The sequence below is a fragment of the Campylobacter concisus genome (assembly GCF_001298465.1).
GTDB classification, from domain to species: Bacteria; Campylobacterota; Campylobacteria; order Campylobacterales; family Campylobacteraceae; genus Campylobacter_A; species Campylobacter_A concisus.
On sequence record NZ_CP012541.1, the window covers coordinates 1593905 to 1618115 of the forward strand.

At 41.3% G+C, this 24211-nt stretch carries 23 protein-coding genes; 12 read left to right on the plus strand and 11 right to left on the minus strand.

The features are described from left to right. The first annotated feature begins 24 nt into the window (after positions 1–24). Entirely contained in the window at positions 25–312 is a 288-nt protein-coding gene (locus CCON33237_RS08065; protein WP_021091759.1) for a hypothetical protein, read from the plus strand. Positions 313–1064: 752 nt separating this feature from the next. Here CCON33237_RS08065 and CCON33237_RS08070 read toward each other — a convergent pair. From CCON33237_RS08070 to mnmG, 4 genes are all read right to left on the minus strand, one after another. Next, the gene (locus CCON33237_RS08070) at positions 1065–2105 is read right to left on the minus strand and encodes a c-type cytochrome (RefSeq protein WP_054197163.1); all 1041 of its coding nucleotides are present in this window, start codon (positions 2103–2105) and stop codon (positions 1065–1067) included. Between the two features lie 2 nt (positions 2106–2107). Further along, positions 2108–3352 carry a cytochrome b gene (locus CCON33237_RS08075; RefSeq protein WP_054197164.1) on the minus strand — a complete coding sequence of 415 codons (1245 nt, stop codon included), beginning with the start codon at positions 3350–3352 and terminating at the stop codon, positions 2108–2110. Positions 3353–3362: 10 nt separating this feature from the next. After that, complete coding sequence (gene petA, locus CCON33237_RS08080) at positions 3363–3866, minus strand: ubiquinol-cytochrome c reductase iron-sulfur subunit (protein ID WP_021091707.1); 504 nt, start codon at positions 3864–3866, stop codon at positions 3363–3365. Between the two features lie 175 nt (positions 3867–4041). Beyond that, a complete protein-coding gene (mnmG, locus tag CCON33237_RS08085) occupies positions 4042–5907 on the minus strand; it encodes a tRNA uridine-5-carboxymethylaminomethyl(34) synthesis enzyme MnmG (protein ID WP_054197165.1) in 1866 nt (621 codons plus the stop codon). 168 nt (positions 5908–6075) lie between these two features. On the opposite strand from mnmG, the gene CCON33237_RS08090 reads away from it, so the two are divergent. The 6 genes from CCON33237_RS08090 (at position 6076) to CCON33237_RS08115 (ending at position 12877) form a co-directional block, all read left to right on the plus strand. Then, the gene (locus CCON33237_RS08090; RefSeq protein ID WP_054197166.1) at positions 6076–9528 is read left to right on the plus strand and encodes an acyl-[ACP]--phospholipid O-acyltransferase; all 3453 of its coding nucleotides are present in this window, start codon (positions 6076–6078) and stop codon (positions 9526–9528) included. 183 nt (positions 9529–9711) lie between these two features. Further along, positions 9712–9924, plus strand: coding sequence for a transporter substrate-binding domain-containing protein (locus CCON33237_RS09945; protein ID WP_234402276.1), 213 nt, complete (start codon positions 9712–9714; stop codon positions 9922–9924). Between the two features lie 9 nt (positions 9925–9933). After that, positions 9934–10686 (plus strand): amino acid ABC transporter substrate-binding protein, encoded by a 753-nt coding sequence (locus CCON33237_RS08100; RefSeq protein WP_054197168.1) that lies wholly within the window; start codon positions 9934–9936, stop codon positions 10684–10686. A 9-nt stretch (positions 10687–10695) separates the two neighbouring features. Continuing rightward, positions 10696–11448, plus strand: a complete 753-nt coding sequence (locus CCON33237_RS08105; RefSeq protein ID WP_054197169.1) for an amino acid ABC transporter substrate-binding protein — start codon at positions 10696–10698, stop codon at positions 11446–11448. 23 nt (positions 11449–11471) lie between these two features. Next, the gene (locus CCON33237_RS08110) at positions 11472–12140 is read left to right on the plus strand and encodes an amino acid ABC transporter permease (protein WP_054197170.1); all 669 of its coding nucleotides are present in this window, start codon (positions 11472–11474) and stop codon (positions 12138–12140) included. After that, positions 12140–12877 (plus strand): amino acid ABC transporter ATP-binding protein, encoded by a 738-nt coding sequence (locus CCON33237_RS08115; RefSeq protein ID WP_054197171.1) that lies wholly within the window; start codon positions 12140–12142, stop codon positions 12875–12877. Before CCON33237_RS08110 ends, CCON33237_RS08115 begins: the two co-directional genes overlap by 1 nt. A 33-nt stretch (positions 12878–12910) precedes the next feature. Here the strand turns inward: CCON33237_RS08115 and fldA are convergent, their stop codons facing one another. From fldA to CCON33237_RS08135, 4 genes are all read right to left on the minus strand, one after another. Further along, a complete protein-coding gene (fldA, locus tag CCON33237_RS08120) occupies positions 12911–13402 on the minus strand; it encodes a flavodoxin FldA (RefSeq protein ID WP_054197172.1) in 492 nt (163 codons plus the stop codon). Positions 13403–13413: 11 nt separating this feature from the next. Further along, the gene (locus tag CCON33237_RS08125) at positions 13414–14127 is read right to left on the minus strand and encodes a hypothetical protein (protein ID WP_054197173.1); all 714 of its coding nucleotides are present in this window, start codon (positions 14125–14127) and stop codon (positions 13414–13416) included. Between the two features lie 3 nt (positions 14128–14130). Beyond that, positions 14131–14442 (minus strand): DUF2325 domain-containing protein, encoded by a 312-nt coding sequence (locus CCON33237_RS08130; protein WP_002939277.1) that lies wholly within the window; start codon positions 14440–14442, stop codon positions 14131–14133. 132 nt (positions 14443–14574) lie between these two features. After that, positions 14575–15738 carry a sugar transporter gene (locus tag CCON33237_RS08135; RefSeq protein ID WP_054197174.1) on the minus strand — a complete coding sequence of 388 codons (1164 nt, stop codon included), beginning with the start codon at positions 15736–15738 and terminating at the stop codon, positions 14575–14577. A 169-nt stretch (positions 15739–15907) separates the two neighbouring features. Here CCON33237_RS08135 and nifJ point away from each other — a divergent pair, with 169 nt between their 5' ends. The 4 genes from nifJ to CCON33237_RS08155 all read left to right on the plus strand — a co-directional run bounded on the left by nifJ (position 15908) and on the right by CCON33237_RS08155 (position 21862). Then, positions 15908–19510, plus strand: coding sequence for a pyruvate:ferredoxin (flavodoxin) oxidoreductase (gene nifJ / locus CCON33237_RS08140; RefSeq protein ID WP_054197175.1), 3603 nt, complete (start codon positions 15908–15910; stop codon positions 19508–19510). A gap of 133 nt (positions 19511–19643) precedes the next feature. Next, positions 19644–20150, plus strand: a complete 507-nt coding sequence (locus CCON33237_RS08145; RefSeq protein WP_054197176.1) for a DNA-deoxyinosine glycosylase — start codon at positions 19644–19646, stop codon at positions 20148–20150. A 107-nt stretch (positions 20151–20257) separates the two neighbouring features. Further along, positions 20258–21403, plus strand: coding sequence for a toxin-antitoxin system YwqK family antitoxin (locus tag CCON33237_RS08150; protein WP_054197177.1), 1146 nt, complete (start codon positions 20258–20260; stop codon positions 21401–21403). Positions 21404–21544: 141 nt separating this feature from the next. Next, positions 21545–21862: a hypothetical protein gene (locus CCON33237_RS08155; protein ID WP_054197178.1), complete on the plus strand. Its 318-nt coding sequence runs from the start codon at positions 21545–21547 to the stop codon at positions 21860–21862. Positions 21863–21964: 102 nt separating this feature from the next. Here the strand turns inward: CCON33237_RS08155 and CCON33237_RS08160 are convergent, their stop codons facing one another. Then, positions 21965–22513 (minus strand): NAD(P)H-dependent oxidoreductase, encoded by a 549-nt coding sequence (locus CCON33237_RS08160; RefSeq protein ID WP_054197179.1) that lies wholly within the window; start codon positions 22511–22513, stop codon positions 21965–21967. A gap of 65 nt (positions 22514–22578) precedes the next feature. Here CCON33237_RS08160 and CCON33237_RS08165 point away from each other — a divergent pair, with 65 nt between their 5' ends. Beyond that, positions 22579–22890 (plus strand): hypothetical protein, encoded by a 312-nt coding sequence (locus CCON33237_RS08165; protein WP_054197180.1) that lies wholly within the window; start codon positions 22579–22581, stop codon positions 22888–22890. Between the two features lie 9 nt (positions 22891–22899). Here the strand turns inward: CCON33237_RS08165 and CCON33237_RS08170 are convergent, their stop codons facing one another. Together CCON33237_RS08170 and CCON33237_RS08175 are read right to left on the minus strand one after the other, a co-directional pair. Then, positions 22900–23322, minus strand: coding sequence for a hypothetical protein (locus CCON33237_RS08170; RefSeq protein ID WP_054197181.1), 423 nt, complete (start codon positions 23320–23322; stop codon positions 22900–22902). After that, positions 23319–24206 (minus strand): DMT family transporter, encoded by an 888-nt coding sequence (locus CCON33237_RS08175; RefSeq protein WP_054197182.1) that lies wholly within the window; start codon positions 24204–24206, stop codon positions 23319–23321. The genes CCON33237_RS08170 and CCON33237_RS08175 overlap by 4 nt, the downstream gene beginning before the upstream one ends. Between the last annotated feature and the right edge of the window lie 5 nt (positions 24207–24211).

Sequence of the window (24211 nt, forward strand, 5' to 3'; positions counted from 1 at the left end):
TTTAAAATCCAAAAGGAAGCGTAGATGAAAATTTCTGAAAATTTAGCAAATCTAAAAAATGTCATCGATAAAGCTGCAAAAAACGATCTTGATATGAGTGCAACTGGAAGCTTTTTACAAAATTTAGAAAAAGCAAATAAAGAGACTGAAAAAATTTATAAACAGCTAGAAAAAGAGCTAAAAAGTGATGCGCAAATGTTTAAACAATTTGACTTCATGCAGATGATAACAAAGCTTCAATACGGCAACCTAAAGCCAAATGAACGTGAAAAACTGCTCAATAAAATGAGCAAGATCGCCAAGGAAATTTAGTTTAAAACAGACTTGGTGGCGGAGCTGAATTTTACTATTTTTGTGAAATTTGGTGGGTTTTGGTGAGTGATTTGCTTAAAATAAATTTATTTAAATAGCGACCGTTAAAACTCAGATATATTTCTATTTTTACCAAAACGCTTGTGTATTCATAGCTTACATGGCGGCATTGGTATGCTGCTATTTTCAGGATCTTAGACAAATTTAAAATTTCATAAATGAGTAATTTCGGCTCCGATTTTAGTGGCAAGCCTTGCTAAACCTAGATCAGTAGTCAATTCTTGCAAGTGAATGAAAGTTTTAAAATTTGCAAAATAGTAAATTTCTATTTTTAAAAATATAGACTTTAAATTAAAAACTTTATTCAAGGTGGAGACAAGGGGACTTGAATTACGAAGCCGTACCCTTATCCTCTCTTTTTAAATCCCCTGTCTGCTTGCAGTTACGAAACGAAGTCGAAGTAAAAACCTCTCGCACGTTAGAGAGCATGCGATAGCGCTTTGCGCCGCATGCATTTTACATCAAGCAAGCGTCAGGTAAATTTTAAAATTTATGAGCGAGCATATCAAGGCTCTAAATTTAGTGCTAAACGTAGTGCAGCCTAAGTTTAGTAGTCTGCTAAGGCGAGTGAATAAGATTTTAAAATTTGCAAGACTGCTTGATTAAATTTTGTAAAAGAATAAATTTAAAGAATACCTATTTATATATAAATTTACTAGAGAGGATTTAAGAGCCAAAGAGGCTCTTAAATTTTAGTGGAGTTCGCTCCAAACTTTGCGTTTCCAAAGCCAAGCAAAAATTCCTAATATAAAGAAGTAGATCATTACATAAAGTCCTGTGCTCTCGCGCTCAGCCTTCTTCTTGTCACCTACTTTTTGGATATAAGCTACCACGTCGTCTTCAGCGGCTTTATTTAAACCAACTCTTGGCATTGCGGTACCTGGTAGCATCTTTTGAGTATCGTTTATAAATTTATGTAAATACTCATCACCTTTTGAACGAATCATCATAGATAGATCAGGTGGGTTTGAGCCCATATAAGCAGCAAGGCTTACTTTGTTGCCAAGAGTATATTTTTTATCATACTTCATATCGTGGCATCTTTGACATGCATCAGCAAATACCTTTTCTTCGGTGATCTTGCTCTTTGCATCCGCGTCAGCTGATACTTTTTTAAGATAAGCAACTATGTCAGCAACCTCAGCGTTTATATCGCCGCCAGCACCCATAAATGCAGTCATCGGATAAAGATGCTCGTCGTTAAATTTATGAGATAGTTTTACAGCCATAGTTGGATTTTTGATGAGTGCAGCTAAAAATCTCTCGTCATAAATTTTACCAGCTGTGCTAAGATCTGGTGGCACTACGCCAAAGCTTTGACTAGCTGTCTCAGCGTCCATACTAGCTGGCATGTCAGCTGCTTCGATGCCGTGGCATCCTGTACATCCTGCTGCTACAAAAGTATCAGCACCCTTTGTAGCGTCACCTTTTGTAAGATCGATAGAGTTAATGTCATTCCAAAATGCTGTATAGTCATCAAGAATTTTTTGTGCTACTTCTACATCTTTTGTAGCCGCGTCTATACTTGCCTTATTTCCACTAGCCTTAGCAGTCTCAAGTGCTGTCTTTTTTTGCTCTAAAAAGTGCTTTGCATAGTCAGTATCTTCTTTTGAGAAGTTATACTCAGCATTTGCAGTATGAGGGTGAAGCTTTGTGTGAGCATAAGGCTCGATACCCCAATATAAAACACCTGAAAGAATAACAACAATGGCAAAAATTTTAAACTCTTTCATGATTAGTCCCTTTTTCTTTCAAGTATTGTTATAACTGGCAACGCAATTATAAATAAGAACAAGAATAGCAATGATGAATAAAATCCTATCCAGTCATTATAACCACCTGTTGGGAGCTTACCATATATAGATAAAACGATAAGATCAACAACTAAGACCCAAAACCATATAAAAAATAGTGGTCTTTTGTGAGCTGGAGCTACAAGGTCGCTTCTATCAAGAAGAGGTATAAGCATAAATGCAACACCTGCAAACGCAAACGCGATAAGACCGATGTTGTAAGCTGAAATTCCAGCGATATCAAAGAAGAAGCCACGTAAAATTTCATATTGCCACAAGAAATACCACTCTGGATAGATATGTGGTGGGGTTTTTAGTGGATTTGCTGGCTCAAAGTTGATAGGGTCCATTGCAAAGTTGAAGTGATAGCAAACAAGATAGATGACAAATATCATAAAGAATGATACATACATAAAGTCTTTTGCCAAAAATCCTGGCCAAAATGGTATAACTTTAGATTTCGCTCTATCGCCGTGTAGATACTCTTGTGCCTCTACTTCAAAGTCTATATCTTCGCTTGTTAGGTTATTAACGTGTGGAACTCTTAAAGAGTAGAAGTGAATAACCAAAACAGCTATCGTTACAAGTGGCAATAAACAAACATGAAGCATAAAAAATCTAGTAAGTGTTGAGTCGCCAACTGCGTAATCACCTCTAATCCACTCAACTAAAGCATCGCCGATAACTGGTACACCGCCAAAAAGCTGAGTGATAACAGTTGCCGCCCAGTAGCTCATCTGTCCCCATGGAAGCATATAACCACTAAATGCCTCTGCTGAAAAACAGATAAATAGCACCATACCACTTATCCAAATGACCTCTCTGCCTCTTTTGTATGAACCATAGTAAAGTCCAGTAAGCAAGTGAATATACATAATAAGAAATATCGTAGAAGCTGAAACTGCGTGAATGTGACGCCAAAGCCAGCCATACTCGACCTCTTGCATGATAGTATAATTTACACTATCAAATGCCAAATTTACATCTGGTTTGTAATACATTAAAAGTAAAAAACCAGTAACAATTAAGAGCATAAAAAGCGTTGTTAAAATAACGCCCATTGCCCAAAGGAAATTTATATTTTTTGGAATCCAGTATTCGCTAACTAGAACCTTCATAAGTTTTGTAAAAGCTAGGCGTTGATCAAGCCAGTCAATAACGCCAGTTGATTTATGAGCTAAAGACATTGCTATCCTCCTAAGCTTTTGCTACTAATTTTTCGTATTCTGGGCTTGTTTCGCCTAGAACTAGCTTGGTTCCATCGATCTTAAATGGTGGTATATCAAGTGGTCTTGGAGGAGGTCCATATGTTTGCATTCCGTCGGCATTAAATTCGCCGCCATGACAGGCACATACAAACATTTGCTTGCTTGCTTTATACTCAGGTATACAGCCAAGATGCGTGCAAAGTCCGATAAGAACTACATATCTAGCATCCCCTACAACAACATCTCTTTTGTCATTTTTAGCCATATCAGGACTTTTTTTGAGGATGAAAATAGGCTTTTTACGCCACTCAACCTGCCTCATTTCTCCATCTTTGATCGGACTTAGATCAACTGTTGTGAAACCAGCAGCTTTTACACTTGGAAGTGGATCCCAAGTCTTTTTAACAGCCACTAGTGACATAGCGCCGCCGACAGCTGCCACAGCACCAAACGCAAGGCCTATAAAGCTACGTCTTTCTTGCTTTACTGACATTAAATTCCTTTCTATAAATAAATTCTTAACGATTATACTCTCAAAAAATTAAAAAAGTATAATTTCTAAATATAATCTGCAAAAATAATGTTAATTTTAACTTAAATGTAAATCTTGATTTTAAGATAAAAATTTTTAAGCTTTATGGCTTTTTGAACTAAACCAAAAATCAAAATCAGCCAAGCTTTTTCTCATTCATCTTTATATAAATATGTAAGATATCAATCGCAGCTGGCGTAATACCTGAAATTTCACTTGCAGCAAAAAGTGTCAGCGGTGCAAATTTCTCAAGCTTTTCGACCACTTCATTACTAAGACCACTCACACCTCTAAAGTCAAAATTTTCAGGAATTTTCACATCCATCATATCTTTCATTTTTTCTATTTGATTTTTTTGCTCATTTATGTAGTGCTGATACTTGCACTCGGTTAAAATTTGATCCACACTCGCATCATCTAAATTTGTAAATTTCTGATCAAGCTTTCTTAGTTTCTCAGCCGTAAAGCTCTTGCGTGCAACAATCTTTTGAAGGCTCACATTTTGGCTTATTGGCTCTTCATCAAGGCTAGCTAAAAGCTCTAAATTTTGCTTGCTCGGCGTAATTTGAGTATTGTTAAGGTAAGCAAGCCCCTCTTTTAAATTTCTTCTTATAGTCTCGATCTCTTCAAAAGTCTCATCATCAAGCAGCCCAAGCTCATGGCCATATCCACCAAGCCTTAAAATGGCATTTTCCTCACGCAAAAGTAAGCGGTACTCCGCTCTACTCGTAAACATCCTATATGGCTCTTTTGTCCCTTTTGTGACAAGATCATCGATCAAAACACCGATATACGCCTCATCGCGGCGCAAGACAAGCGGCTCTTTATTATCAAGCGAGAGCGCTGCATTTATGCCAGCCATTAGCCCCTGAGCGCCGGCTTCCTCGTATCCAGTCGTGCCGTTTATCTGTCCAGCTAAATATAACCCTTTTACTTTTTTTGTCTCTAGGCTATGTTTTAGTTGTGTTGGCTCGAAATAATCATACTCTATGGCGTATCCATGCCTTACGATTTTTGCATTTTCAAAACCCTTTACAGAGCGGAGCATCTGCACTTGCACCTCATAAGGTAGGCTCGTTGAAAAGCCATTTATGTAATATTCTGTCGCTTCAAGGGTCTGAGGCTCGACAAAAAGGTGGTGTCTGTCTCGGTCACCAAAGCGGTTTATCTTATCCTCGATACTTGGGCAATACCTTGGTCCGATGCCCTCGATCTGTCCTGTAAAAAGTGGCGCTTTGTCGAAATTTGAGCGGATTATCTCATGCGTGGTTTCGTTTGTATAGGCGATATAGCATGGTAGCTGCGTTGGGGAGAAATTTTTAGTTCTAAAGCTAAAAGACGTTGGACTTTCATCACCATCTTGCTTCTCTAAAATTTCAAAATTTATCGTTTTTGCATCGATCCTTGGGCATGTTCCAGTCTTTAATCTGCCTAAATTTAGCCCAAGCTCCCTTAGACTACCGCTTAGATCCTTGGCACTTAGTTCGCCAACACGTCCGGCTTCTAGTTTATTAAATCCAACGTGGATAAGTCCGTTTAAAAAGGTGCCAGTGGTGATTATCACTTTTTTTGCGTTATATGTGTTATTTAGGTGGGTTTTAACGCCGGTTACTTCGCCATTTTCACTTAAAATTTCAGTGGCGATCTCTTGAGAAATTTCTAAATTTGGCGTATTTAAAAGTAAATTTCTCATATAAACGCGGTATCTATCCATATCTATCTGAGCGCGGCTACCACGCACTGCTGGACCTTTACTCTCATTTAGCACGCGAAACTGGATACCGACAGCGTCTGTTGTAAGCCCCATTTGACCACCAAGTGCGTCGATCTCTTTTACGAGATGCCCCTTTGCAAGGCCACCGATAGCTGGATTACAGCTTGCGGCGCCTATTTGCTCGGCTAAGATCGTGATAAGTAAAGTTCTTTTGCCCATTCTAGCAGCTGCAAGACTTGCCTCAATACCTGCATGTCCGCCACCAACGACGATTATTTCATAATTCATGATAAATTTTTCCTATTTTTTGATTGCGTGATTTTATCCAAAAGCATATAAAATTTAAATTTTTTAAAAATTTTTATTACCAAATTTAATGTAGAGTTTTTTATTAATAATATTTTAAATATTTTGCTGTTAGATTTACAAAATTTTTAAAATCACAAAGGTATTTCTATGATGAGTTTATTAAAAGTTGCTGGCTTTTTGCCCTACCTTGCGATCGCATTTTTAAATGCAAGCGTCGATCTAGCACACAAAATAACCATACAAAATGTTCTTTTAAAAACATACGATGGTGACATACTTTTTATATTAACAGCAGTTATAAATGCAATGATTTTGCTTCCTTTTATATTTTTATTCTCACCGTCAAGCTTTATAAATGATAAATTCTCAAAGACAAAAGTCATAAGAATTTGTGCTATTTTTGGCCTTATCATTAGTGTCGCGGTGCTTTTTAGCTATCTTGCAGGTGCTTTTGGTGTAGCTTTTGCTTTAACGCTCATACTAGCTGCTCAAAGTGCTATCTACTCGCCAGCAAAATACGGCATCATCAAAGCCCTGGTCGGTCCTGAGCGCCTTGGCACAGCAAATGGCATCATTCAAGCGCTCACCATCGTTGCGATACTTTTTAGCTCATTTTTGTTTTCATTTATATTTGAAAATTTATACATCCAAGGCGAAAACTCAGAAGAAATTTTAAAAAGTGTCTATCCTATCGGTATCTTTTTAGTGATCTTTAGCGCGCTTGAAGCGTATTTCGCCTACAAGTTGCCATACATCAGCGAAATAAACGAAGACAACGAAAAATTTGATCTGAAAAAATACATCAGCCTTAGCTATTTAAGAGAGAATTTAAAAGAAGTAAGGTCAGATAAAAATATCTGGTTAAGCATTGCTGGTCTTAGCATATTTTGGGGAATTTCTCAGATCATCATCGCAGCTTTTCCAGCTCACTACAAGGCTGTTTTTAATGACGATAGCTCACTAGCCGTGCAAGCGATACTTGCAGCAAGCGCAATAGGCATCGCATTTGGCTCATACGTGGCCGGCTCTATGTCAAAGCTACACATAGAGCTTGGTATCGTGCCGATGGGTGCTGTGGGTATATTTTTTTCGCTTTTATTTTTCGCTTTTGGCTCAAATATCGGCGTAGTGAGCCTTAGCTCATTTGCATTTGGCTTTTTTGGAGGCATATTTATAGTGCCGCTAAATGCGATGATCCAGTACTTTGCCCCGCAAAAAACGACCGGCAAAATAATGGCAGCAAACAACTTCTTGCAAAACGTCTCAATGCTGCTATTTTTAGCCATTGGCATAGGACTAGTTTATTTTGAAATTTCAACCACTGAGCTTTTTATATTTACAGCGCTTGTCTGCCTAATCGGCAGTTTCTATGCCATTTTACAGCTTCCACATCTTTTTACAAGGCTACTTTTACTGCCATTTTTAAAGACAAAATACCGCTTTTTTGTAGAGGGCCTGCAAAATTTACCACAAAGTGGCGGTGCGCTACTTCTTGGCAATCACATCAGCTGGATTGATTGGCTCGTGCTTCAAGCAGCAAGCCCAAGGGGCATAAGATTTGTCATGTATAGAACGATCTATAACAAATGGTATCTAAAGCAAATTTTTAAATTTTTCAAAGTGATCCCAATAGGCGCAGGAGCTAGCAAAGAGTCGATCGAGCTTGTGCGTGAGTGCCTCAAAAACGGCGAAGTGGTTGCACTTTTCCCAGAGGGTCACATCAGCTACAACGGCCAGATAAATGAGTTTCAAAAGGGCTTTGAGCTTATCATCAGAGATCTAGAAGAAATTTGCATCGTGCCATTTTACCTTCGTGGCCTTTGGGGCTCGAGCTTTTCAAGAGCTAGTAAATTTTACAAAGACCTCACTTCTAAAAATGGCAGACGCGACATCATCGTCGCCTTTGGTAAACCAATAACCACATTTATAAACGCTGCAAAGATGAAGCAAAAGGTGCTTGAGCTTAGCTTTTCATCGTGGGAGAGCTTTATCTCAAGGCAAAAACCACTAACCGAGGAGTGGCTAAGCAACGCAAAAGAGGATAAATTTAAAGAGTGTGTGAGCGATAGCACAGGGCTAAATTTAAGCAACTTGAAATTTATAACAGCCGTTTTAGTCTTTATCAAAATTTTTAAACGTGAACTAAAAGATGAGAAAAATATAGGCATCTTGCTGCCTAGCTCAAGCATCGCGGCGATAGTAAATATGGCGCTTCTTGCCATGGGCAAAGTGAGCGTAAATTTAAACTATACGCTTAATGTTACCTCTCTAAATCACGCCCTAAGAAAGGCAGATATAAATACAGTCATCACCTCTAGCAAATTTCTTGAGAAGCTAGCACTTAAGGGCTTTGATCTAAAAGATGCGATGAGTGGCAAGGCTAAATTTGCAGAAGATCTCTCAGCCAGCGTCTCAAAAAGAGAGAAATTTTTAGCGCTTTTAACTGCATTTTTTGCCCCAGTTTGGCTTATTAAGCTTTGCTATTTTAAGCGTGTAAGTTTAGAAGATACGGCTACTATTTTATTTAGTAGCGGTAGCGAGGGCGAGCCAAAAGGCATCGAGCTAAGCCATAAAAATTTACTTGCAAACATTAAGCAAATAAGCGAACTTCTAAATTTCAAAAAAGATGACGTGATCTTAAACTCACTCCCAGTATTTCACTCATTTGGGCTAACAGTCACCACACTCATGCCACTTTGTGAGGGCATAAAAATGGTAAGCGTGCCTGACCCAACAGATGGAGCGACTATCGGCAAAATGGCTGCAAGACACAGCGCTAGTATCATCTTTGGTACCTCGACCTTCTTTAGGCTCTACACCAGAAACAAAAAGCTTCATCCGCTGATGTTTCAAAGTGCCAGAATGGTCGTAGCTGGGGCTGAGAAGCTAAAACCTGAGATAAAAGATGAGTTTAGGCTCAAATTTGGCATAGAAATTTATGAAGGTTATGGCGCGACAGAAACGGCGCCGGTAGCTGCTGTAAATATGCCAAATATCCTAGAAAAAGAGAGCCTAAAAGAACTTACATTTAATAGACCTGGCAGCGTTGGCATGCCTCTGCCTGGCACCATCATCAAGATAATCGACCCAGAAACACTTGAAGAGCTAAAAACTGGCGAGGACGGTCTCATCGTGATTGGCGGCTCGCAAGTTATGAAGGGCTATCTAAATGACGAAGCTAAAACAAGTGACGTCATAACGCACATTGACGACGTAAGATACTACAAAACTGGCGATAAAGGCCACATAGACGAAAGCGGCTTTGTATTTATCGTCGATAGATACTCAAGATTTGCCAAGATAGGCGGCGAGATGATAAGCCTTGGAAGCGTTGAAGAAGAGCTTACAAAGGTACTTGGAAATGACGTTGTCTTTAGTAGTGCAAATGTGCCAGATAGCAAAAAGGGCGAAGCGATCGCACTTTTAGTAAAAAGTGGCACAGAGCCTGAAAATATCGAGCAAATTTTAAAAGAGAGTAGCCTTGCTCCTATAATGATGCCAAGCTATATCTTCATCGTTGATGATATACCAACGCTTGCAAGCGGCAAGGTTGATTTTAAGGGCGTAAAAGCTCTAGCAGTCTCACTTCTAGCGGAGTGAGGCACCGCCCTTTTATTTTTGTGATAAAATAGCGCCAAAATATCACATAGGTCGTAGTTGCGACTGACATTTGCATAAATCTTAAAAATTTTTCTTTTTTTGCAAATTCCATTATTGATTTTATTTTTTCTACAAGGAGTTTTGTATGAAATTTTCTAGCGCTTTTTAAATTTGGTGCAATTCGTGCGATTGTTTGCTAAATTCTGCCTTTACAAAATTTTACTAGCAAGCATAAAAGATAACGCCATACAAATAGTGAACAAAATGGGCTATAACGTAGAAAAAGGTAACAAAGAGCTACTAATTAAGATAAATTTTGCCCTAAATGAGCTTAGCAAAGAAGGAGCTTTAAGCGAAATTTCGCTTAAATACTTCGGCAAAGATATTTCTAAATAAGGAGAATTAATGAATTTTAAGCCCATTTTTGGCTTGATCGCAGGTGCTTTTTTAGCTTTAAATTTAAATGCTTCAACTATCAAAAAAGGCGAACTTATCGTCGCAACTGAAGGTACTTACTCACCTTACTCATTTTACGATGAAAAGGGCGAGCTAGTAGGATATGACGTAGATATTGCAAGAGCAGTAGCGCAAAAGCTAAATTTAAAAGTCGAGTTTCTAACAGCTCCTTGGGATGCGATGCTTGCGGCTTTTGATTCTGGTAAGGCCGATGTTGTATTTAATCAAGTAAGTATAAACGAAGATAGAAAGAAAAAGTATAGTATGAGCGTGCCTTACACTATGCCATATCCGGTAATTGTCGTGCATAAAGACAATAACGACATAAAAAGCTTTGCTGATCTAAAAGGCAAAAAGAGTGTGCACTCTGCGACTAGCAACTGGGCAGCGATAGCCGAGAAAAACGGTGCAACAGTGGTTGTGGCTGATGGCTTTAGCAAAGGCGTGGAGCTTATCATCTCAAAAAGAGCTGATGATACGATAAACGATAACGTCACTTTTTATGACTATATCAAACAACGCCCAAATGCGCCACTAAAAATCGCATACACAAGCAACGAGCCGATGCCAACAGCTGCAATTGTTAAAAAAGGCAACACTGAGCTACTAGAAGCGATAAACAAAGCACTTGATGAGCTAAAAGCCGAGGGCAAGATAAGTGAAATTTCGATGAAATATTTTGGAAAAGATATTTCAAAATAAAGGATCAAAATGAAATTTACAAATTTATTAAAAGTAGTAGCTGTGCTTGCAATGGCTCTAAATTTGCAAGCAAAAACTATAAAAGATGGCGTGCTAACAGTAGCGACTGAAGGCACTTACGCGCCTTTTACATTTTATAATGACAAAAATGAGCTAGTGGGATACGACGTAGATATCGCAAGAGCGGTAGCACAAAAGCTAAATTTAAAAGTTGAGTTTCTAACAGCTCCATGGGACGCGATGCTAGTAGCATTTGACGCTGGCAAAGCAGACGTTGTGTTTAATCAAGTAAGTATAACTGATGAGAGAAAGAAAAAGTATGCTTTTTCAGTGCCTTATACTGTAACATTTGGCGCTATCATCACTAGAAAAGATAATAACGACATAAAAAGCTTTGCTGATCTAAAAGGCAAAAAAGATGCCGACTCAGCGACTAGTAACTGGGCGAAAGTAGCTGTAAAATACGGTGCTGAACACGTCGTAACAGATAGTTTTGCTAAAAGCATGGAGCTTCTTATATCAAGACGTGTAGATGCTGTTGTAAGAGACAACATCGTATTTTACGACTTCATAAAAGAGCGTCCAAACGCACCTGTAAAGATAGCCACCTCACTTGATGAGAAAGACTACACAGCAGCAGCTGTTAAAAAAGACAATGCCGAACTCGCAGAGCAAATTTCAAATGCTCTAAACGAACTTTCAAAAGAGGGCAAACTAGAAGCCATCTCAAAAAGCTACTTTGGCAAAGACGTCTCAAAATAAAATTATAAACCAACAAGGCAAAAATGGAAAATTTAGATAGAGTGATCGAGCTTGTTTCAAGCTCGACGCTACCGATGATTATCGCGCTTTTAAAAGTGACTATCCCTCTTACTTTGCTCTCGTTTTCGCTAGGGCTTGTCATCGCTATTATCACAGCAGTAGCAAGGCTTTCAAATATAAAAATTTTAAAATTTATATTTGCCACCTATGTTTGGATATTTCGCGGCACACCGCTTCTTGTGCAGCTTTTTATCGTATTTTACGGACTTCCTAGCATCGGCGTCACGTTTGATACTTGGAGCGCGGCGACTATTGCATTTAGTCTAAATGTGGGCGCTTATGCCTCTGAATCCGTAAGGGCTGCCATACTTTCTGTGCCAAAAGGTCAGTGGGAGGCTGCAACATCGCTTGGCATGACGCACTATCAAATTTTAAAGCGTATCATCGCGCCTCAAGCAGTAAGGATCTCGTTGCCACCGCTTTCTAACACATTTATAGGCCTTGTTAAAGATACTTCACTAGCAGCTTCTATAACGATGGTTGATATGTTTATGGTCGCTCAAAGGATCGCAGCAAGGACCTTTGAGCCACTCATCCTCTACATCCTAGCAGCACTCATCTATCTAGTGGTTTGCACACTCTTAACCTATCTTCAATCAAGGCTTGAAAAAGCTGTCTCAAGGTATGTCTAATGGCTATAAATTTTAAAAATATAAGTAAATCTTACAGCGATCATTTGGTGCTAGATAACATAAACACAAGCTTCAAAGAAGGACAAACTACCGTGATCGTTGGCTCATCTGGTTGTGGTAAATCAACGCTTCTTAGATGTATAAATTTACTTGAGATCCCACAAAGTGGCACTTTAGAGGTAGATGATAGGAGTGTAAATTTTAAAGAGAAGCTTAGCTCTAAAGAGCTTTTAGAAATTCGTAAAAAAACAGGCATGGTTTTTCAAAGCTTCAACCTCTTCCCGCACCTAACAGCGCTTCAAAATGTCACCGAAGCTCCGATCTACGTTCAAAAAAAGGATAAAAACGAAGCAATAAAAGAGGCAAAAGAGCTTTTAGCCAAAGTGGGGCTTAGTCACAAAGAAGATACCTATCCAAACAGGCTCTCTGGCGGTCAAGCACAGCGTGTAGCCATCGCTAGAGCCCTAGCTGTAAATCCATACTTTCTACTACTTGACGAGCCTACAAGCGCGCTTGATCCAGAGCTTGAGGCTGAAGTTTTAAAGGTCATCTTATCTCTTGCAAAAGAGAAAAAGTCTATGATCATTGTCACTCATAATATGAATTTTGCTAGAAAGATAGCTGATAGAATTTTATTTTTAGATAAAGGTGTGATCACATTTGATGGCTTGGTAGATGAGTTTTTTAACAGCCAAAATGAGAGGATAAAAAGCTTCATCTCAGCTATGGATATATAAAAATTTTAGCTAGAAAATCTAGCTAAAATTACATTAAGCAAAGTGAGGTTTTATCTGCTCGATCCAAGCTGAAATTCTACCCTCAGTTTTGTCACTTTGGTTATCAGCATCAAGTGCTAGACCTACAAATTTTCCATTTCTAACAGCATCAGAGCCATCAAATGTATAGCCATCAGTGCTAACCTCACCAACTACCTTTGCGCCAGCTTTTACGACCTCATCATAAAGCTTTGCCATGCCGTTACAGTACTCATCAGAGTAGCTCTCGCTATCACCCATACCAAAAACAGCAACCGTCTTACTGCTTAAATTTAGCGCCTTAAAATCAAACGCATCCCAGTCATCTTGAAGATCACCACTACCCCAGGTTGATGTACCAAGGATTAGCTTATCGAAGCTATTTATCTTCGCTGCGTCTACATCAGCAACGTTTAAAAGCTCATTTTCAAGGCCTAGACCCTCACTTATAAGTTTTGCTGCATCTTCGGTATTTCCCATGCTGCTTCCATAAACTATACCTATCATTTTTATCCTTTTTAAAAAATTTTACCAATAATCGTATAAGGCACAAGCTTAATCAAACCTCTCGCATAACAGTGCCTAACCTCAACGTGTCGCCTAAATTCCTCATTTCTAGGAAAAACAATATAAACCATCTCGCACTCGTGACCAAGCACACCGACAGCTCTATCTATATCGTCGTTTAAATTTCTCATATCATCAAAGCTCACTTTTTTAAAGCTTGGCATGACGCTGAGCAAATTTTTACCATCTTTTTTAACCGAAATGACACCACCATTTAGCACGACCTCTTTATCTTGATGGCGGAGGCGTATTTTATCATAAACAAATTGACAAAACATCTGTGCCGCATCGATACAAAGCTCAAATTCTCCACTTGCATAAAGCATTTTTATCATCTTTGCAGCCGCCATTTTTGGCTCTTTTGCTATAAATTTTATCTTTGAAAAGTCGCCTTTTAAATAAGCATTTATGATGATATTTGATGAAAAACAAAAGCGATCTGCTGGCTTAAAATTTAGACATTTCTCACGAAGTAGGAAATTTATCCTAGCTTCAAAAATTTCTTTGAAATTTAGAAATTTAGCGTAAGAAAGTGGTATTTTTAGCTCACTTTCTACGCCAGAATTATAAAGTGCAATAAAAATTTTTGCACGTGAAAGCCTATCAAGCTTTGCAAAAATATTTGGAGTTATTTCGCCAATATCTGATAAAAGCCCGAATTTCATTGATTATTCTTTGCATCCAAATTCCTTATCTAGCCCAAAGACCTTGCAGTACTCGCAAAATACACAGCTAACGCTTCTTTTTGCACAAACAATTGGAATATTTCTCTTTTTTGCTTGAGTTTTAATAGTCTTCATAGTGTTGTGGTTTAAAAAGCTAGTTAGCATCACCACACACTCGGTATCTTGAGGGATTGGCTTGCGATTTACACGGTTTTCATTTCTAGCATCCCAGTGTTCTATCTTCTCAGCTCCCAAATCATGTAAAACTGCCTTGATAGGCGTTATCTCATCTGCACCGATAACTAAAACTGACATAATAAGCTCCTAAAATTTATTCATTTTCTGATAATGATTATAAGGAAACTTAACTAAAATTTTTCTTAGTTATGATATTTATTATCACTTATATGTAGAAATTTGTAACGTTTTACTTAGACATTTAAACATCTAAACTCTTTTAATCTTAGATACCGCAAACAAAAATATGATAAGTCCGCTTGCGGCAAAAAAACTACCGACATTACCGATATTTTGTTCGCCTAAATGAACTATCGTTTGATGCCCTATTAGCGTCCCTGCTCCGATGCCTATGTTATAAATAGCCGAAAATATCGCCATTGCAGCATCAGTTGCGTTTGAGGCTAAATTTAGCACTTTTATTTGAAAACTCATATTTACACCAGCTATGCCAAGCCCCCAAATAAAGGCCAAGACTAGCATTAAAACTTCATTTTTAGCAATAAAATTTAACACAATCAAGCAACATAAAATAAGCATGATAGAAATTGCAGAAAATGCATTTGGAATGAGCTTATAAAATTTAGAGAAAAGCAGGCTTGCAACTACACCAGCAACGCCAAATATAAGCAAGAATATTGTGATAAATTTTCCATCAAAGCCACTGATATCTTTCGCAAATGGCTCAATGTAGCTATAGGTGCTAAAATGCGCGCTTATGATAATTGCCGTTAGTAAAAATACGACCATCAAAAGGCCATTTCTTGCAAGCTCTGGCAAGCTTTTAAGCGAGCCTGAGTTTTTGCTTGGCAAAAGTGGTAAAATTTTATATAGCCAAGCTCCAACACCAACAGCAAAAATTCCGATCAATCCAAAGGTCACACGCCAACCAAGTGCGTCACCTAAAATTCTTCCAAGTGGCAGACCAAGTATCATCGCTAGCGATGTACCAAGAGCTAGCAATCCAAGAGCTTGCGAGCTTTTATTTATCGGTGCTAACCTAACAGCAAGTGAAGCAGTGATAGCCCAAAAAATGGCATGAGCAATAGCTATCATCAACCGAGCAATAATTAAAATTTTAAAATTCCAAGCAAAGGTACAAAGCGTATGAGCTACAACAAATACGATAAAAACTTTTAAAAGAAGAGATCTTCGCTCTAAATTTGCAGTCAAAAGCATAAGTGGCAAAGAGAGTATAGTGACGCTCCACGCATAAATCGTAATGATAAGGCCAGTATCAGCCGTGCTCATATCAAAGTCTTTTGCAATATCACTTAAAAGTGGTACTGGAACAAACTCAGTAGTGTTAAATATAAAAGCACAAAAAGCAAGAGCTATAACCCTTAAATAGGCCACCCTATGAACACTTATCAAATTTTATCCTTAATTTTTTTCATTACGGTAATGGAATTTTGCTTAAAGTTAGTAATTTAAAAGGCAAAATTCTCAGAATTTATTAATGACATAGATTAATAGTAGATTTTGGAAACTATCTCTATAATAAAAGATTTTTAAAAATCGTAAGAAAATTTAAGGCGGAAAAATGGCTAAAATAATGAAAACTATGGACGGAAACGAGGCTGCGGCGCACGCGGCTTACGCATTTACCGAGGTTGCGGGCATATACCCGATCACTCCTAGCTCGCCGATGGCTGACTACACCGATATGTGGGCGGCTCAGGGCAAGAAAAATTTATTCGGCATGCCCGTTAAAGTCGTCGAAATGCAAAGCGAAGGCGGAGCTGCGGGCACCGTGCACGGCTCGCTGCAAGTAGGCGCGCTAACTACGACGTACACGGCTTCGCAAGGCCTTTTGCTAAAAATCCCGAATATGTACAAAATCGCAGGCCAGTTACTACCCGGCGTCATCCACGTTAGCGCGCGCTCTATCGCGGCCCAGGCACTTTCTATCTTTGGCGACCATCAGGACATTTATGCCTGTCGCCAGACGGGGTTTGCTATGCTGGCGAGCGGCTCCGTGCAAGAGGTCATGGATATCGCGGGTGTCGCGCATCTAGCGGCGATCAAAGGTCGCGTGCCGTTTTTGCACTTTTTCGACGGGTTTCGTACTAGCCACGAGATACAAAAGGTCGAGGTGCTTGACTACGCGCACTTTGATAAGCTTCTTGACCGCGAGGCGCTACAAAAATTTAGAGACGAGGCGCTAAGCCCTGAAAACCCGAAAACTCGCGGTACGGCGCAAAACGACGACATCTACTTCCAGACGCGCGAGCTAGCTAACCGCTACTACGACGCGGTGCCTGATATCGTGGCCGAGTATCTAAAAGAAATTTCAAAAATCACGGGACGCGATTATAGACCGTTTAATTATTACGGCGATCCGCATGCTACACGCGTCGTGGTCGCGATGGGCTCTGTCACGCAAACTCTAGAAGAAGTGATCGATCACCTACGCGCAAAGGGCGAAAAAGTAGGCGTGCTAAAAGTGCATCTATACCGTCCGTTTAGCCTAAAATACCTCTTTGACGTGATGCCTGAAACGGTAGAAAAGATCGCCGTGCTAGACCGCACCAAAGAGCCGGGAAGCCTAGGCGAGCCGCTATATCTGGACGTCAAGGCGGCGTTTTACGGACGCAAAAATCAGCCCGTGATCGTGGGCGGTCGCTACGGACTAAGCTCAAAAGACGTCGATCCGGCTCAGATGCTAGCCGTCTTTGAAAACTTAAATTTAAGCGATCCCAAAAACGGCTTTACCGTCGGTATCGAGGACGATGTGACCTTTACATCGCTAAAAGTCGGCGAGAAAATTTCGCTAAGCGACGCAAGCGTGAAAGAGTGCCTATTTTACGGCCTTGGTGCGGACGGTACCGTTGGGGCGAATAAAAACTCAATCAAAATCATCGGCGATAAAACCGATCTTTACGCGCAGGCGTATTTTGCCTACGACAGCAAAAAATCAGGCGGCTATACGCGCTCGCACCTGCGTTTCGGTAAAAACCCGATCCGCTCGACCTACCTCGTCTCAAATCCGCATTTCGTAGCCTGCTCGGTCGCGGCGTATCTTGAAATTTACGACGTCATAGACGGCATCCGCGAGAGCGGAACGTTCCTGCTAAACTCGATCTGGGACGCTGAGCAGACGGTCGCTAAACTGCCGAATAAAGTAAAGAAAATTTTGGCCGCTAAAAAGGTAAATTTCTACATCATTAACGCCACGAAGCTAGCTCGCGAGATTGGGCTGAAAAACCGCACGAACACCATAATGCAGTCGGCGTTTTTTAAACTCGCAGACATCATCCCGTTTGCCGACGCGCAAAAATACATGAAAGAGTACGCGCACAAAGCCTATGCTAAAAAAGGCGAAGCGATCGTGGAGATGAACTATAAGGCCATCGATATGGGCGCGGACGGGCTAGTTAAGGTCGCGGTCGACCCTAGCTGGGCAAATTTGACGGATGACGCCGCAAATGAGGAAAAATACGTCGGCGACGAATTTATAGAAAAAATCGTCAAGCCTATCAATGCCGCTAGGGGTGACAGCCTGCCCGTCTCGGCGTTTGTTGGCTTTGAAGACGGACACTTTAAATCAGGCACCACGGCCTACGAAAAACGCGGTATCGGCGTGATGGTGCCTAAATGGATCGAGGAAAATTGTATCCAGTGTAATCAGTGCGCCTTCGTCTGCCCGCACGCGGTGATCAGGCCGTTTCTCATCGACGAAAACGAACTCGCCGCCGCTCCGCAAACCGTGCAAGATCACGTCCTAGACGCCAAAGGCAAAGAGGTAAAAGGGCTAAAATATAAAATCCAAGTAAGCCCTCTAGACTGCACGGGCTGCGAACTGTGCGCTCAAATTTGCCCGAGCAAGGAAAAATCGCTCGTCATGGTACCGCTAGCCGAGGAGATGGAGAAAAACGAGCAGGAAAACGCCGATTATTTATTTAAAAAAGTAACCTACAAAGACGATCTGATGAGCAAAGATAGCGTCAAGGGCGTGGGCTTTGCTCAGCCGCTGTTTGAGTTTCACGGTGCGTGCCCTGGATGCGGCGAGACGCCTTATATCGGGCTTGTTACGAGACTATTTGGCGACCGTATGATCGTAGCAAACGCCACCGGTTGTAGCTCGATCTACGGCGGCAGCGCGCCTTCGACGCCTTATACGACGAACAAAGAGGGCAAGGGCGTAGCGTGGGCGAATTCGCTGTTTGAGGATAATGCGGAGTTTGGTATGGGTATGAACGTCGCGGTAGAGACCCTGCGTCACCGTATCGAGGACGTGATGCTACGCACCAAAGACGCCGCGCCAAATGCCCTAGCCGCGCTATACTCCGACTGGATAACGCACAAAAACGACGGCGAGAAAACGATGCAAATCGCTAAAATTTTAACCCCTCTTTTAGAGCAAAATTTAAGCGTCCCGGGCGTAAAAGAAATTTTAGAGCTAAAAAGATACCTCGTCAAAAAATCCCAGTGGATCATCGGCGGCGACGGCTGGGCCTACGACATCGGCTTTGGCGGTCTTGATCACGTGCTAGCTAGCGGCGAGAACGTAAACGTGCTCGTGCTTGACACCGAGGTCTACTCAAACACCGGCGGCCAAAGCTCAAAATCAAGCCGTACTGGCTCGATAGCACAGTTTACCGCTAGCGGCAAGCCGATGCAGAAAAAAGATCTAGGCTACATCGCGATGACCTACGGAAACATCTTCGTCGCTCAAATCAACTCAAACGCGAGCCAGGCAAACACGATAAAAGCCATCGCCGCAGCCGAAGCCTACGACGGACCTAGCCTCGTGATCGCGTATTCGCCGTGTATCGCGCACGGTATAAAAGGCGGCATGGCCTACTCCGGAGGTCAAGGCGAACTAGCGACCAAGTGCGGCTACTGGCCGACCTACGTCTACGATCCGCGCCTAATCAAAGAGGGCAAAAATCCGCTAAAAATGACTTCAAAAGAGCCTGATTGGTCGCTTTACGAGGAGTTTTTGCTAAACGAGGTTCGCTACAACTCGCTTAAGAAAACCAACCCTGAGCACGCGGACGAGCTGCTGGCTAAAAACAAGGCCGACGCGCAAAGACGCTACCGCCAGCTAAAACGCCTAAGCCTAGCCGACTTTAGCGATGAGGTCGAGTCTGGCACGCCTGAGAGCGCCGAGGATGCCTCTGCCGGCACCGCAGCCGAGTAGGGCACAAATTTCCCTCGCCCAAATTTGACGGGCGAGGGAAAATATCTGTAAATTTAGCCGCTCGTTTGGGCGGTTAAATTTGCTTTCAAATTTGAAATTTTAAATTTAACGCGGCAAATTTAAAAGGCGCAAAATGGGCCAAACCCATCCTTTTCAACCGATTTTTGATAAAAACTCTAAAATTTTAATCCTCGGATCCTTTCCATCCGTCGTTTCTCGTAAATTTGGCTTTTACTACGCAAATCCGCAAAATCGCTTTTGGCGTGTGCTGGCGCAAATTTTAAATGTGCCGCCGCCTGCGAGTAAGGAGGAAAAGATAAAATTCCTACTCGCCCACGGCATCGCTATCTACGACGCTGCGATCTCGTGCGAGATAAAGGGCTCGAGCGACGCCAAAATGACCGCCGTGGTGCCTGCAAATTTAGAACCGATCTTTAAAACCGCAAATATCACGCAAGTCTACGCAAACGGCGGTAAGGCGCACGAAATCTGCGAAAAATACCTAAAAACTCAAATTTTAAACGCAACGGGTAAAGAACCCGTCAAGCTACCCTCGACTAGCTCGGCGAATGCAAATTTTAGCTTTGAAAGGCTAGTACAAGAGTGGACGGTCATCTCGGAGGCACTAAAAGACGGCTAAATTTGACGCAAGTCCTAAAATTTAACTCATCCGAAATAATCGCACCTTCACCTTAAATTTAGTTTCAAATTTTAAAATCACCAAAATCAAACAAAGCAGGAAAAACCGTGAAAATCCTAAAATTTCTATTTTTACTTCCGCTTCTAGCCATCGGTGCGCAGGCGCTGGAGCCAAAAATCGTAATGAAGCCCGAAGCAAGCCTAAAAAACGGGCTTTACTACGTAAAAGGCAAGCTCTACGACGGCACGTTAAAGATGCTTCGATACAGCGTCGAGGACCTATATGGCGTAAATGCGATGGGCATGGTCTATCCGAGGCTAAAACCCCTGCCACCAACGCTCATACGCGAGATCGACGTGCAGGGCGGCATGGCGGTGCGATACAGGGACTATTTTGACGGCAGAGACAAGCCCTCAAACGAATATCCCCTAAAAAACGGCGTCCGCGAGGGCACGGCGAAGCACTACCACGCAGATAGCGGCGCTCTGATGGGCGAGAGCGAATACAAAAATGACGTCCGCGACGGGCGTTATCGCCGCTACTATTTTGACGAGGGCGGCGCGTTAAAGCAGGAGGGCGTTTTCAAGGCGGACAAGCGAGAGGGCATTTTTACGGACTATTACATTAGCGGCGAGGTTAGCGCGCGCAGCCCGTACGCGGGCGGACTGCGAAACGGTGAGGACTTCGACTACTACAAAAGCGGCAAAATCCGCGGCAAGCGAACCTACAAAGAGGGTAAGCGAGAAGGCGCGGAGACATGGTACTACGAAAGCGGCGCCGTGGAGGAGACGGGCGAATACAAAAACGACCGCAAAAGCGGCGTTTGGAAGCGATTTTACGAAAACGGTAAAACACGCGTGGTAGAAAACTACAAAGACGGCGAGAAGGACGGCGTCGCGCGCGAATACTATCCAAGCGGCAAGCTACGAGGCGAATACGAGTACAAAGACGGCCGCCAAACGGGCGCGGGGCTGGACTACTACGAGAGCGGGGTGCCGGCGGCGAAAGTGATGTTTAAAAACGGGCGCTATCACGGACTGTACGAGGAGTATCACGAAAACGGCAAGCTAAAAGCCAGGGTGATGTTTGAGGACGGGCTGGAGGTCGGCGAGGCGCGCCACTACTACGCAAACGGCAAACTCGAAGCCGAGGGGGAGTTTGAGCGCGGCAGGCTCATCCACGCTAAAAAATACGATGAAAGCGGCAGGCTAATCAGCGACAAATCCGATAAAAACGGACTTCCGAGGGGGTAAATACTAAAATAAGTTGCTACTGGCATCATTTGAATTTTTACCAAACCAAACATTTACGTCCTTTTGTATTTTACATATTTTAATTGGCTTTAAATAACACCGCAATAGTCGTACTTAATATTAAAATTTTATATTTATCTTTTGCATCTTAGTCATAAAAGTAGCAATCTCATCTATAAAATCATCAAAAAAGCATTAAAACCACTGGGCGAAGATAGTTTTATAGAGCTTATGATAGACAAACACTGGATAGAAAGCGATGTGCGAGAAAATAAAGCTGGTGGAGCATTTTTTGTAAGTTTGCCAAAATTTAAGCAACCAAGAATTTTTACCACATACATGAATACCCTTTCGCACTTAATCCAGCAAGCTCATGAGCTTGGGCATGCTTGGCACTACTACTTGATGCGTGATCTTCCGGTTTTAAGCGCAAATTTTACTAAAAAACGTATTTTTTAATATCACGCAAACATCGTATAACACGTACCAGTCAGACGTATTGCAATGCTTTTAGCCACGTTGTTGTCGCGAAATTTTAACTCGCGGTCGCAAAAGACGAGGCTAAATTTGATATTCGCCTGGGCTTAGCTCTCCTCGTAAAAGCTTGCCAAAGCGCGCAGCTGCGGCATCTACGGCATCGTCGCCAAACTCGCCCGGCTCAAATCCGCTACTAATAAACGGCACGGCAAACTCCATCCCGCAGTAGTTTGCCGCGATCTTAAGCGGCGTTAAAATTTCATCCAAGCTAAAGCCGATCGCGCCCTGTTTAGAGTATTCGCTAAGCGGAGTACTGACGCTTAGCGCAAGCTGCAAGACCTTGCCTTTAAGCGCGCCGGAACCCACCAGCTCGTGCGAAAAGACGATGTCGATATAGGCTTTTAGCATAGGCGGCACGTTTAGCCAGTGCATCGGGTACAAAAATACGATGCGCTCGGCAGCCGCTAACGCGTCTTGCTCTGCGCGGGCGTCTATGCGCGCGATATCTAAGCCGTAAAGCCCCTCCAAATGCCGCACCTTAGCGTCCGCTGCGGCCTTTGCTACCTGAGATAAGGCTTTGTTTACGCGCGATGCGGCGAGATTTGGGTGCGATAAAATCACAAGAGTTTTCATGTTGTTTCCTTTGTTAAAATTTGCGGAATCATATCGCTAAAAAGCTAAAAGTAGATTAAAAATGCTTGCCAGAGCGAGACTTTTACAAGCAAGAAAGCAAAAAATTACATTTTTATAAAACAGATAATTATGTCTACAACTATCCTTATAGTGTCGGCTATCTACTATCACAATTTTTTCTAAGTGAGTTTAAAAAAGACGAAGTAAAATTTTGCAAAATTTATAAACAATTTTTAATAGAGTGTGGCACGAAAAGCGTAGAAGAGCTAGTGAAAAAACACTTTAAAAAAGATACGACAAAGTGCGAATTTTGGCTGATTGGCATAGATGAAGCGCTAAAAAATTTAGATGAGTTTAAAAAGGTAGTGGCTGTATAAATTCGCTAGTTATCTTAAACGTTTTATTTTTTTTCGAGAAATTTTATAAATTTTTGATGGAGCATCTTCGAAAAAATGATCATCTACTATTTCATCAGCCACGCTCATAGCCCAAGCTTCATTAAAATTTTGTCTATTTTTGTTCGCACTGCTTGAATAAAGCCAGTCAAATTTAGCTAAAAATTTTTCGTGCTCGCACTCTTTTACGACTCTAATAGCCTTTAAATTTGGATACAAAAATGTGGCTTTTCTTGAACGGCGTATAAAATTTTTATACTTTTTTGGCACTCTAACAAGCTCATTTAAAACGCTAAATTTCGCTGTCGTGATAAGGCAAGGTTTATTCTCATCACGCATTTTGGCTCTATTTATCTCTTTATAATCTTTACTCAAAAAGCCAGCTGTCGTATCGGTTTGTGCTAGAAATATCATAATTTTTCTCTTTTTGATAGTAAAAATATACAAGAGATTATTAGAACAAATCCTAAAAAATCCCAAAATACAAATTTTGTTCCAAGCCAAAAGTAGCCAAAAAATGCTGCACTTAGTGGCTCTATGCAGGCTAATAAACTAGCTTTTGCTGCGCCTATTAGCTTAACACCTATCATATAAAAGCTAAATGCAAAAATGGTGCCAAGCGTAATAACAGCAATAAATGCAAGCCATTGATTTATACCATTAAGCCCAGCAAAATCCCAAACTCTCATATAGCAAGCAAGCACTATTCCGCCCATAACCATGCCCCAGCCAAGCGTGAGAGTGACTGAATATTTAGCATTTAGCCTTGCTGGAGCAAGATTATAAACACAAACACAAACGGCACTCACCAAGCACCAAAATAGCGCTTTTGGCGAGATAACAAGAGATGAAATTTGAGCATGTGTGCTTAGGAAAAATACGCCAAGCATCGCGCAAAGCAGAGCTAAAATTTCAAGTGGTCTTGGTGCTCGCTTCTCTTTTAGGCAGATGACGGCTAGGATGAGAACTGGCGCAGTGTATTGAATAACAGTCGCAACTGCGGCATTTGAAAGCTCAATGGAGTAAAAATAAGCGTACTGCGTCATCATAAGCCCAAGCAGGGCATAGACTAAAAACTCGCCAAGGAGCTTTATATCTTTAATCGGAGCAAAAACGGTACTTGGTTCTTTAAAAGCATAAAAAATCACAATAACAATGCCAGCTAGCATCAGTCTATATGGCACCAAAAAATCAGAATTTATACCAAGTGAAAATAGATACTGCCCACAAACCCCACTAAATCCCCAAAGGATACCGCCAACTAAAGTAAGGAGTATCCCAAGACGATGAGTATTCATTAAAT

Excerpts from the sequence above, each read along its gene's own strand:
- CCON33237_RS08065 (WP_021091759.1), top strand. The coding sequence starts at position 25 with ATGAAAATTTCTGAAAATTTAGCAAATCTAAAAAATGTCATCGATAAA.
- CCON33237_RS08070 (WP_054197163.1), bottom strand. The coding sequence starts at position 2,105 with ATGAAAGAGTTTAAAATTTTTGCCATTGTTGTTATTCTTTCAGGTGTT.
- CCON33237_RS08075 (WP_054197164.1), bottom strand. The coding sequence starts at position 3,352 with ATGTCTTTAGCTCATAAATCAACTGGCGTTATTGACTGGCTTGATCAA.
- petA (WP_021091707.1), bottom strand. The coding sequence starts at position 3,866 with ATGTCAGTAAAGCAAGAAAGACGTAGCTTTATAGGCCTTGCGTTTGGT.
- mnmG (WP_054197165.1), bottom strand. The coding sequence starts at position 5,907 with ATGAATTATGAAATAATCGTCGTTGGTGGCGGACATGCAGGTATTGAG.
- CCON33237_RS08090 (WP_054197166.1), top strand. The coding sequence starts at position 6,076 with ATGATGAGTTTATTAAAAGTTGCTGGCTTTTTGCCCTACCTTGCGATC.
- CCON33237_RS08100 (WP_054197168.1), top strand. The coding sequence starts at position 9,934 with ATGAATTTTAAGCCCATTTTTGGCTTGATCGCAGGTGCTTTTTTAGCT.
- CCON33237_RS08105 (WP_054197169.1), top strand. The coding sequence starts at position 10,696 with ATGAAATTTACAAATTTATTAAAAGTAGTAGCTGTGCTTGCAATGGCT.
- CCON33237_RS08110 (WP_054197170.1), top strand. The coding sequence starts at position 11,472 with ATGGAAAATTTAGATAGAGTGATCGAGCTTGTTTCAAGCTCGACGCTA.
- CCON33237_RS08115 (WP_054197171.1), top strand. The coding sequence starts at position 12,140 with ATGGCTATAAATTTTAAAAATATAAGTAAATCTTACAGCGATCATTTG.
- fldA (WP_054197172.1), bottom strand. The coding sequence starts at position 13,402 with ATGATAGGTATAGTTTATGGAAGCAGCATGGGAAATACCGAAGATGCA.
- CCON33237_RS08125 (WP_054197173.1), bottom strand. The coding sequence starts at position 14,127 with ATGAAATTCGGGCTTTTATCAGATATTGGCGAAATAACTCCAAATATT.
- CCON33237_RS08130 (WP_002939277.1), bottom strand. The coding sequence starts at position 14,442 with ATGTCAGTTTTAGTTATCGGTGCAGATGAGATAACGCCTATCAAGGCA.
- nifJ (WP_054197175.1), top strand. The coding sequence starts at position 15,908 with ATGGCTAAAATAATGAAAACTATGGACGGAAACGAGGCTGCGGCGCAC.
- CCON33237_RS08145 (WP_054197176.1), top strand. The coding sequence starts at position 19,644 with ATGGGCCAAACCCATCCTTTTCAACCGATTTTTGATAAAAACTCTAAA.
- CCON33237_RS08160 (WP_054197179.1), bottom strand. The coding sequence starts at position 22,513 with ATGAAAACTCTTGTGATTTTATCGCACCCAAATCTCGCCGCATCGCGC.
- CCON33237_RS08170 (WP_054197181.1), bottom strand. The coding sequence starts at position 23,322 with ATGATATTTCTAGCACAAACCGATACGACAGCTGGCTTTTTGAGTAAA.
- CCON33237_RS08175 (WP_054197182.1), bottom strand. The coding sequence starts at position 24,206 with ATGAATACTCATCGTCTTGGGATACTCCTTACTTTAGTTGGCGGTATC.